The following is an 11,377-nucleotide window of genomic DNA, read 5'->3' on the forward strand; positions in this document are numbered from 1 at the left end:
AAATCATCCGTTACGCCGACGCTGGTTACACCCAATACGTCAGCGAATAGCGCCACCAAACGGCTCTCCAGCTCATCGGACGGGGCCACGGAACCGGAATCGCCTTCCATCCGGCGTCCCAGCTGCTTCAGGCTGCGGCGGTCCGCCTTGCCGTTGGCCGTTAGCGGAATCGCCTCCACCTCTACGAAGCTTCCCGGTGTCATGTAACCCGGCAGTGCCCGCTGCACATGCTCCCGTAGCGCCTGCACATCCGGATTGGACACGCCCATTGCCTTCGCCAGCACGACATACGCAACCAACTCGCCCGCTTCCGCCAGTACGACGGCTCCCTGTACCGCTTCATGCTCCAGCAACCGATGCTCGATCTCTCCTGGCTCGATCCGGTACCCCCGGATCTTCACCTGCTCGTCCATCCGGCCCAAATATTCCAGCTCGCCTTCAGGCAGCCATTTTGCGCAGTCTCCAGCACGATACATTCTCTCCTGCGGATTATGAAGATCCGGCATAAACCGGGCTGCGGTCAAATCCGGACGGTTCAGATATCCCCGGGCTACCCCGGCCCCGCCAATATAAATCTCACCCGGCACTCCTTCCGGCAGCAGCTCTTGGTCAGGTCCCAATACATAAGCAGACAAGGAATCAAGTGCAATGCCGATTGGCGAAATGCTGCGGTCAGTATCGGACAGCTTCATTAACCGGAATGTCGCATGAACCGTAATCTCTGTTATCCCGTACATATTGATAAGTGCGGTTCTATCACCATACTTGCTGTACCAGCCCTTCAAGTTTGCAGGAGTAAGCGCCTCACCCGCAAAAATGATATACCGCAGGCATAGTTCGCTTTCCGGATGCTTCGTCTCTTCGTGCAACAAGGACTGGAAAGCGGTAGGTGTCTGATTAAGCACCGTTACCTGCTCATCGATCAACAACTTGCGGAACTCTGCCGGCGACTGGACAATTTCTTTTGGAACAATGACAAGCCGCCCTCCTTGCAGCAGTGCCCCATACATCTCCCATACCGAGAAATCGAATCCGAAGGAATGGAACATTGTCCATACATCTTCTTCATTAAATGTGAACCATTGCTCTGGACGGGATTGCCCGAACATCAGACTCACCACATTCCGGTGCTCAACCATAACGCCCTTCGGCTGTCCAGTGGTCCCTGAAGTGTAAATCACATACGCCAGGTTTGATGGCTTCGCCTTCTCCCAGACGGTTCCCTCCGATGTGATCTTCCCGAGCCGCTGCTCCGACAACTGCACCTGCTCTGCTGCCTTCCGAGCTTCTTCGCAGGCCTTGGTTTCCAGCAACTGTTCCACGTCCAATTCCTCTACGCCCAGCTCCCGGCCCTCTCCGGCTTTGCTTCCTGTCAACACCAGCTTCGTTCCACTGTCCTGAACCATGTACGCTTTCCGTTCCCGCGGCAATTGCGGGTCTACCGGCAGATAAGCTCCTCCCGCCTTCAGTACGCCCAGCATCGCCACGATCAACGATGCTGAACGCTCCATCATCACTGCCACAATGCTCTCCGGACCGATTCCACGGCTCCTCAGCTCCTGCGCGACCTCTTCTGCCCGACGGTCCAGCTCCAAGTACGTCAGGCTTTCGCACGAACCGCTCACCGCCACCCGCTCCGGCACGCGCTTGACCTGTTCCTCGAACAGGTCCACGATCGTCTTGTCCTTTGGATATACCAATTTGGTCTGGTTATAGACCTGTAGAATTTTTTTCCGCTCGGCTTCGGTCAGCATCGGAATGCTTGTGACTTCCCTTTCCGGATGCTTCACTACATATTCCGCCACAATCTTCCAATGCCCCTCTATCCGGCGAATCACCTCGTCCTCGTAGACGCCCGCGTCATACTTCAACCGCACCTCAATTGCTGCTCCCGGCGAGACGACGATCTCCAGATCATAACCCGTCTGCTCGAACACCTCGACCTGCTCAATGCGGCCTCCAATGTGACTGCTTGACCCACCGCTTCCCTCGCCCGCCAATTCCTTCTCCACCGGATAGTTCTCGAAGACAAACAGGTGGTTCAGCAGTTCCCGTTTCAGCTCCGTCTGGCTTTGCACCTCATACAACGGGAAGTAGTGATACGGGGTCGATTCACCCGCTTCCTTGTGCAGTGCCAGAATAAGCTGCTCGAAGCTCTGCCCTTTGCCGGTCCGCACCCGTACCGGGATTGTATTGATGAACAGCCCGATCATCCGCTCAATTCCTTCCACTTCCGACGGACGTCCCGACACCACCGCGCCAAACACAACATCCGTCGTACCGGTGTACCGTTGCAGCAGCACCGACCAGATCGCTTGCAGCGCTGTATTGATAGTCACTTGCTTTTGTTGCGCCAGACGGTTCAGACCCGCGGTCAAGCCGGAATCCAGATGGAACACATGCTCCGCTCTTCGTGACGGGCCTGGCACATTTCTCTTCGGTACCCCAGCAGCCTGGCTATAGCCCGACAGGTGCTCCCGCCAGTAGTTCAGGGCCAATTCCTTGTCCTGCCGTTGCAGCCAGCGCACATAACCGCTGTAGGGCGACACCCGCTCCAGCCTGGCTTCCTCTCCGCGGCACAAGCCCTCATACAGGTTCAGCCATTCCTTTGTCAGCACCCCGACACACCAGCCATCCATCAGCATATGATGGTGGCTCCACAGAACCGCATGGCGCTCGGCTCCCAACCGGAATACCGTCACACGGATCAGCAGGTCCGAACGCAGGTCGAATCCGGCCTGGCGCTCTTCCTTCTTGTACAACGCCATCCGCCGCTGCTGCTCTGATTCCTCTAGACCGCTCAAATCCTCCAATGTAAAATCCGCGCGGCGTTCCTTCAGCACAATTTGCAAATGCTGCTTTTCCCCACCATACTTAAAGACCGTTCGCAGCGATTCATGCCGATTAATTAGAAGCTGGAAGCTTTGTTGCAAGATGGGTAAATCAACCCATCCTGCAAACTGAAAAGACATCTGAATGTGATAAGCTTCCGATTGAGGGTTAAGCAAATGCTGAAACAGCATCCCTTCCTGCATCGGTGTTAACGGATATATATTTTCAATATGAACTTTTTTGGACATATAAGCTCCTTCCAATGCTCAGTCTAGGCCAGTAATGACGGATCTTATGATTCCGGTTCATCGGCAAATAAATCATCAAGCTCGGCAACCAGATCATTCAGCTCTTCAATGGAAAGTCCGTCATATAGCAGATCGCCCGGGGTCAGTTCGGTTTCCCCACGCTCTGCGCAATGATCAGCAATTCGCTCCAGTTGCTCCCGGTAGCTCTCCAGCAGACCCGCAATTTCTTCTTCCTTATATTCTTCTGCGCTATAGTTGCAGGTCATGATCAGTTGGCCGCCTTGCACCATTCCATTCCAATCCAGCACGTAATCCCGCTTCATCTGCGGGCTGAACTGCGGACCTATCTCTTCCCGGGACAGCTCAAATCGTCCGCTTCCCTGCTGCATGTCTTCATCGTATTGGCCCATGTAGTTGAATCCGATTTCCGGGTGCAGCCTCCACGGCTCTCCGCTTTCTTCACGCAGATGCTTCAGCAATCCGTAGCCGATCCCCTTGTTCGGAACCTTCCGCAGGCTATCCTTTGTCAACTTGATCTGGTAGCCTGTATCCTCCGGACGGCTTACCTCCAGCAGCACCGGATAGACGCTTGTGAACCATCCTACTGTCCGTGTCACATTCATGCCCTTGATCAGATTCTCACGCCCGTGGCCCTCCAGGCTCACCGCTACTTCCTGCTGCCCTGTCCATTCCCCGATCGTCAAGCCCAGCGCTGTCAACAACAGGTCGTTAATTTCCGTGCTGTACGCTCCGTGGCTTTGCGTCAGCAGACGCTTCGTGTACTGCTCATCCAGCTTTACCGATAGGGTCCGGCTATCCTTCAGACGATTCGCCTTGCCCTCATTGCGCGGCAATGGCAGGAGCTCCGTCCGGTCGATTTCACGCCAGTATTTCAGCTCCCTCGCCGCTTCCCGGCTCTGTGCATAGCTGTACAGGCGCTCCGACCAGGTACGGAAGGAATGGCTCTTCTCTTGAAGTTCAATCGTCGCCTTCCCGGCTAGTGCCTGTTCATAAGCTGACGCCAGGTCCTCGAACAGAATCCGCCAGGATACACCGTCCACTACCAGATGGTGAATGATTAGCAACAGATGATCGCCGGCATCCGTACGGAACCAGCCAAGCTGCAACAACGGGCCGCCGGCCAGATCGAATCCGGCCTGCATCCGCGCAGCCTCAGCTTCAATTTGCGCCGATACGTCAGTCCCCCCGCGCAAATCCACCTCTAGCAGACGGTAGCTTTCGCCTTCCAGCCCCCGGTTGTACGCGCTCACCTGATCGCCTTCACGCCGGAATACCATCCTCAGCGCATCATGATGCTCGGCAATCTTCTCTGCCGCACGCCGCAGTGCCGCTTCCTCCAGACCTTCCTTGCTGTAAAGCATGATCGACTGGTTCCGGTGATGCTCTTCCTCATATTGCTGGGCAAAGTAATGCCGCTGTATCGGAGTAAGCCTGGCCTCGCCAGTAATTAACTGGTCTTCTCCACTTGCCTGTCCCTTAACCGCGCGCAAGCTTAGTTCCGCAATCGTAGGGTAATTGAAGATTTGACCCAACTCCACCGTCAGGTTTTCCCGGTGAAGCCTGGACGCCATTTGCAGCGCCTTGATTGAATCGCCACCCAGGGTAAAGAAATTATCGTAAATTCCGATACTGTCATAGCCCAATAACTGCGACCAGATATCTGCCAGAATTTGCTCCAGCTCAGTCTGCGGCGCAACGTAATCCGTGCCGCTCTCCACGTTGTGCTGCGGCTCCGGCAGCGCCGCACGATCCAGCTTCCCGTTCACCGTCATCGGCATGGCTTCCAGTTCCGTGTAGTGCGCTGGCAGCATATATTCCGGCAAATGATGCGACAGATGCTTTTGCAGCTCCGATACACTCACCGGATTAGAGGTCCGCACGTATGCGCATAGTTCTTTTTGCCCTGCCGCATTCGTCCGTACAGTCACTGCCGCTTCCTTCACCGACTCATGCTCCAGCAACCGGTGCTCGATTTCACCCAGCTCAATCCGGTATCCCCGGATCTTTACCTGGTCGTCCACCCGACCCAAATGTTCCAGCTCGCCTTCGGGCAACCATCTTACACAGTCCCCACCACGATACATTCTCTCCTCGGGGTTATGAAGGTCAGGCATAAAGCGGGCAGCGGTCAGATCCGGACGGTTCAGATATCCCCGGGCTACCCCGGCCCCGCCAATGTAAATCTCTCCCGGCACTCCTTCCGGCAGCAACTCCCGCTCAGGTCCCAATACATAAGCAGACAAGGAATCAAGTGCAATGCCGATTGGCGAAATGCTGCTAACAGTATCCGACACCTTCATTAACCGGAATGTCGCGTGAACCGTAATCTCTGTTATGCCGTACATATTGACAAGTCCGGTTCTATCGCCATACTTGCTGTACCAGCCCTTTAAGCTTGCAGGAATAAGTGCCTCACCCGCAAAAATGATATACCGCAGACTAAGCTCGTTTTCCGGGTACTTTATCTCTTCATGCAACAAGGACTGGAAAGCGGTAGGTGTCTGATTAAGTACCGTGACCTGCTCATCGATCAGCAACTTGCGGAACTCTGCCGGTGACCGGACTATTTCTTTTGGAACAATGACAAGCCGTCCTCCTTGCAGCAGTGCCCCATACATCTCCCATACCGAGAAATCGAATCCGAAGGAGTGGAACATTGTCCATACATCCTCTTCATTAAATGTGAACCATTGCTCTGGACGGGATTGCCCAAACATGAGGCTCACCACATTCCGGTGCTCAACCATAACGCCCTTCGGCTGTCCCGTGGTCCCTGAAGTGTAAATCACATACGCCAGGTTTGATGGCTTCGCCTTCTCCCAGACGGTTCCCTCTGCCGTGATCTTCCCGAGCGGCTGTTCCGGCAGCTGTGCCTGCTCTGCCGCCTTCCGGGCTTGTGCGCAGACCGCAGTCTCAAGCAACTGCTCCACGTCCAATTTCTCTACGCCCAGCTCTTGCCCCTCTCCGGCTCTGCTTCCTGTCAACACCAGCTTCGCTCCGCTGTCCTGTACCATGTACGCTTTCCGTTCTTCCGGCAATTGCGGGTCTACCGGCAGGTAAGCTCCTCCCGCCTTCAGGACGCCCAGCATCGCCACGATCAAAGATGCTGAACGCTCCAGCATCACCGCCACAATGCTCTCCGGACCGATTCCACGGCTCCGCAGCGCCTGCGCGACCTCTTCTGCCCGACGGTCCAGCTCCAGATACGTCAGGCTTTCGCCCGGAACACTCACCGCCACCCGCTCCGGCACGCGCTTGACCTGTTCCTCGAACAGGTCCACGATCGTCTTGTCCTTTGGATATGCCGCTTCTGGCCGGGTAGACGCCTGCATAATTTTCTCCCGTTCAGCCTCGGTCAACATTGGAATGCTTGCAACTTCCCTTTCGGGGTGCTTCACTACATATTCCGCCGCTAGCTTCCAATGCCCCTCTATCCGGCGAATCATTTCGTCCTCGTAGACGCCCGCGTCATACTTCAGTCGCACCTCGATTGCGGCTCCCGGCGAAACGACGATCTCCAGATCATAACCCGTCTGCTCGAACACCTCGACATGCTCAATGCGGCCTCCAATATGACCGCTTGACCCGCCGCTTCCCTCGCCGGCCAATTCCTTCTCCACCGGATAGTTCTCGAAGACAAACAGGTGGTTCAACAGCTCCCGTTTCAGCTCCGTCTGGCTTTGTACCTCATACAACGGGAAGTAGTGGTACGGGGTCGATTCCCCCGCTTCCTTGTGCAGCGCCAGAATAAGCTGTTCGAAGCTCTGTCCTTTGCCGCTCCGCACCCGTACCGGGATTGTATTGATGAACAGCCCGATCATCCGCTCAATCCCTTCCACTTCCGACGGACGTCCCGACACCACCGCGCCAAACACGACATCCGGCGTACCACTGTACCGTTGCAGCAGCACCGACCAGATCGCTTGCAGCACTGTATTGACGGTCACTTGCTTTTGCTGCGCCAGACGGTTCAGACCCGCAGTCAAGCCGGAATCCAGATGGAACACATGCTGTACTCTTTGTGACGGGCCTGGCACGCTTCGCTTCGGCACCCCAGCAGCCTGGCTATAGCCCGACAGGTGCTCCCGCCAGTAGTTCAGGGCCAATTCCTTGTCCTGCCGTTGCATCCAGCGTACATAACCGCTATAGGGAGATACCCGCTCCAGCCCGGCTTCCTCTCCGCGGCGCAAACCTTCATACATGTCCATCCATTCCTTCGCCAGCACCGCAACACACCAGCCGTCCATCAGCATATGATGGTGGCTCCACAGAACCGCATGGCGCTCGGCTCCCAACCGGAATACCGTCGTCCGGATCAGCAGGTCCGAACGCAGATCGAATCCGGCCTGGCGCTCTTCCTTCTTGTACAATTCCATCCGCCGCTGCTGCTCTGATTCCTCCAGACCGCTCAAATCTTCCAATGCAAAATCCGCAATGCGTTCCTTCAGTACAATTTGCAGATGTTTGTCTCCGTCATATTTAAATACTGTCCGTAACGACTCATGACGATCAATGAGGCATTGGAAACCTTGGCCTAGCAGCTCAACCCGAAGCTCTCCGCCAATTACGAAGAACATCTGGGTGAAATATGCTTCCGAATGCTCGTCAAATAAATATTGAAACAGCATCCCTTCCTGCATCGGTGTTAACGGGGTAACATCGGAAATCCTCTCCGGACCGAGCTCTTCCAACTCCTCAATCGTCAGATCGCTGTATAGCAGGTCGCTTGGCGTCAGCTCAGTCTCCTTGCGCTCTGCGCAATGATCAGCAATTCGCTCCAACTGCTTCCGGTAATTCTCCAGCAGACCCGTAATTTCTTCTTCCTCATATTCCTCTGCGCTATAGTTGCAGGTCATGATCAATTGGCCGCCCTGCACCAACCCATTCCAATCCAATACATAATCCCGCTTCATCTGCGGGCTGAACTGAGGGCCCATCTCTTCTTGGGATAACTCAAACTGTCCGCTTCCCTGCTGCATATCTTCATCGTATTGACCCATGTAGTTGAATCCGATTTCCGGGTGCAGCTTCCACGGCTCTCCCTTTTCCTCACGCAGGTGTTTCAGCAGACCGTAGCCGATTCCCTTGTTGGGCACCTTCCGCAGGCTGTCCTTCGTCAGCTTGATCTGGTAGCCCGTATCCTCCGGACGGCTTACCTTCAGCACCACCGGATAGACGCTTGTGAACCATCCTACTGTACGTGTTACATTCATGCCCTTGATCAGATTCTCACGCCCGTGGCCCTCCAGGCTCACCGCCACTTCCTGCTGCCCTGTCCATTCCCGGATCGTCATGCCCAGCGCTGCCAACAGCAGATCGTTAATTTCCGTGCTGTACGCTCCGTGGCTTTGCGTCAACAGACGCTTCGTGTACTGCTCATCCAACGCTACCGATACGGTACGGCTATCCTTCAGACGGCTCGCCTTGCCCTCCTTGCGCGGCAGTGGCAGGAGATCTGTCCGGTCAATTTCTCGCCAATATTTCAGTTCCCTTGCTGCTTCCCGGCTCTGTGCGTAGCTGTTGAGGCGCTCCGACCAGGTACGGAAGGAATGGCTCTTCTCCTGGAGGTCAATCTTCGCTTTCCCGGCTAATGCCTGTTCGTAAGCTGACGCCAGGTCCTCGAACAGAATCCGCCAGGATACACCGTCCACTACCAGATGATGAATGATTAGCAGCAAATGATCGCCTGCATCTGTACGGAACCAGCCAAGCTGCAACAACGGGCCGCCGGCCAGATCGAATCCGGCCTGCATCCGCGCGGCCTCGGCTCCAATTTGAGCAGATGCGTCTGTCTCCCCGCGCAAATCCACCTCTGTCAGTCGGTAGATTTCGCCTTCCAGCCCCCGGTTGTACGCAATTACCTGGTCGCTTTCACGCCGGAATACCATTCTTAGCGCGTCATGATGCTCGGCAATCTTCGCTGCCGCACGCCGCAGTGCTGATTCCTCCAGCCCTTCCTTGCTGTAGAGCATAACCGACTGGTTCCGGTGATGCTCTTCCTCATATTGCTGGGCAAAGTATTGGCGCTGTATCGGGGTAAGCTTGGCCTCGCCTGTAATCAGCTCATTCTCGCCGCTTGCTTGCTGCCCGCTTTCTACCCGCTGGCTTAACTCCGCTATCGTCGGATAATTGAAAATATGCTCCAGTTCCAAAGTAATTTTTAAACGGTGCAGTCTGGCTCCCATTTGCAGGGCTTTAATCGAGTCTCCGCCGAGCGTAAAAAAGTTATCATGAATCCCGATATGTTCATGTCCAAGGAGCTGCGTCCAGATGTCCGCCAGTGTCTGCTCCACCTCGGTTTGCGGGGCCATGTATTCCGTTCCGCTCTCCACATTGTGCTGCGGCTCCGGCAGTGCCGACCGGTCCAGCTTCCCGTTCACCGTCATCGGCATGGCGTCCAGCTCCGTATAATGGGACGGCAGCATATATTCCGGCAAATGATACGACAGATGGGTCCTCAGCTCGGTTACGCTAATCGGACTGGCGGTAATCACATACGCGCACAGCTCCTTCTCCCCCTCCGCATTCGCTCTGACGATTACAGCCGCTTCCTTCACCGCCTCATGCTCTAACAGGCGGCTCTCGATCTCGCCAAGCTCGATCCGGTACCCCCGAACCTTCACCTGTTCGTCCAGACGGCCCTGGTACTCCAGCTCGCCTCCAGACAGCCACCTTCCGCGATCTCCTGTACGGTACAGTCTCGATCCCGGTTCATACGGGTCCTCGACAAAACGCTCCTCCGTCAGCTCTGCAAGGTTCAGGTAACCCCTCGCCACGCCCGGACCGCCAATATACAGCTCTCCGGATACCCCCGGTAGCGATAATCTCCCTGCTGCATCCATGATCCGCACCCGATTCACAAAAGGTCTTCCAATCGGGGCCTCTTCCCTCTCTTCCAAACGGGATACATCGACCTGCCAACTGGTGGAGTCCACGCAGCATTCGGTCGGGCCATATACATTGAACAGCCTGCTCTCTTCTCCGCAGATCTTCAACAGCATCCGGGCTGTCCCTGCCGTCAGCACATCGCCTCCGATCAGGAAACGTCTCACAGGCAGACGCTCTCCGGCTTCACCCAGCATTCTCGCATGCAATGGCGTTCCATCAGATATCCCAATATTCTCCTGCTGGTAATAGGACGCCAGCTTCATACCGTCCCGGCGCACATCCTCCGGCACCAGATGAAGCTCATGTCCCAGCAGCAGCGAAGCAAATATCTGCTGTACAGACGCATCAAAGACATACGATGCTACCAGCGCCACCTGCTGCGGGGATTCAAGATCACGATAAACCTGCTCCCACAAGCCCTGCACCAAGTGCACTACGCTCCGGTGCTCGACCATGACCCCTTTCGGCTGGCCCGTCGTACCCGATGTATAGATCACGTATGCCAGACGGGTTGCGCTTTCCTCCCCCTTTACCGCTTCCACCGGACGCTCCGTTACTGCTTCCATGCTTACCGCCGTCTCCGGGAATGCCCATGTATCCATCCGGGACAGATCCAGCACAGGCACACCCAGACGATACGCATCCTCATGCTCTCCGCAACTGACGATCAGCCCCGCTCCGCTATCCTGGGCCAAATACTGCTTCCGCTCCAGCGGATAACTTGGATCAATCGGCACGTAAGCCCCGCCTGCCTTCAAAATCCCCAACATTCCGGCAATCAGCTCCGGCTTCCGGTCTGCGATTAGACCGACCGTCACCTCAGCCTTTACTCCTTGCCCCCTCAGCACCTGCGCAATCCGTTCGGACAACTGATCCAGTTCCCCATAGCTCAGCTTCGCTTCTCCCGCTGACACGGCCGTCCGCTCCGGCGTTTGGGCTGCCTGCTTCGAGAACCATCCATCCAGCGTTGCCTGCTCCGTCCAGGCTGACGGCCATCTTGCTTCGATTACTTCACGGCGGGCTGCCTCGCCTTCGCCCAGCCTCAAGAGCACTTCCTCTTCCGCTGCTGTAATAATCCGCACTTCACCCAGACGCTGGGTCGCATCGCGACTCAATTCATCCAACACCTTCAGCCAGCGCTCCGACAGCTTCTCAATGGTCTCCCGCTTGAACAGTTTTGTGCTGTACTCCAGGCTGAAATGCAGTTCCCCTTCTAACTCGTACGCATTAAGCGTCAGGTCGAACTTCGCAATCCGGTGAACAAACGGATATAGCGAAGCTCCCCATCGACTCAAGTCCACCTGATCTTTGACTGTATTGTGCAGAGTGAACAGATAATCGAACAATGGACTGCGGCTTGTATCCCGGCGCACATCCAGCTCGCTTAC

Annotated in this window: 2 protein-coding genes; both read right to left on the bottom strand. The window is 55.8% G+C overall.

The window, feature by feature from the left end; all coding sequences use genetic code 11:
- Positions 1-3,080 (bottom strand): non-ribosomal peptide synthetase (locus H583_RS0113750; RefSeq protein WP_028560960.1); only part of this gene is annotated, 3,080 nt, incomplete at its 3' end.
- A 44-nt stretch (positions 3,081-3,124) separates the two neighbouring features.
- On the bottom strand, positions 3,125-11,362 hold the full coding sequence (locus tag H583_RS0113755; protein WP_245585913.1) for a non-ribosomal peptide synthetase: 8,238 nt from the start codon (positions 11,360-11,362) through the stop codon (positions 3,125-3,127).
- Positions 11,363-11,377 lie beyond the last annotated feature (15 nt).

The organism is Paenibacillus pinihumi DSM 23905 = JCM 16419 (assembly GCF_000422505.1).
Taxonomy (GTDB): Bacteria; Bacillota; Bacilli; order Paenibacillales; family Paenibacillaceae; genus Paenibacillus_D; species Paenibacillus_D pinihumi.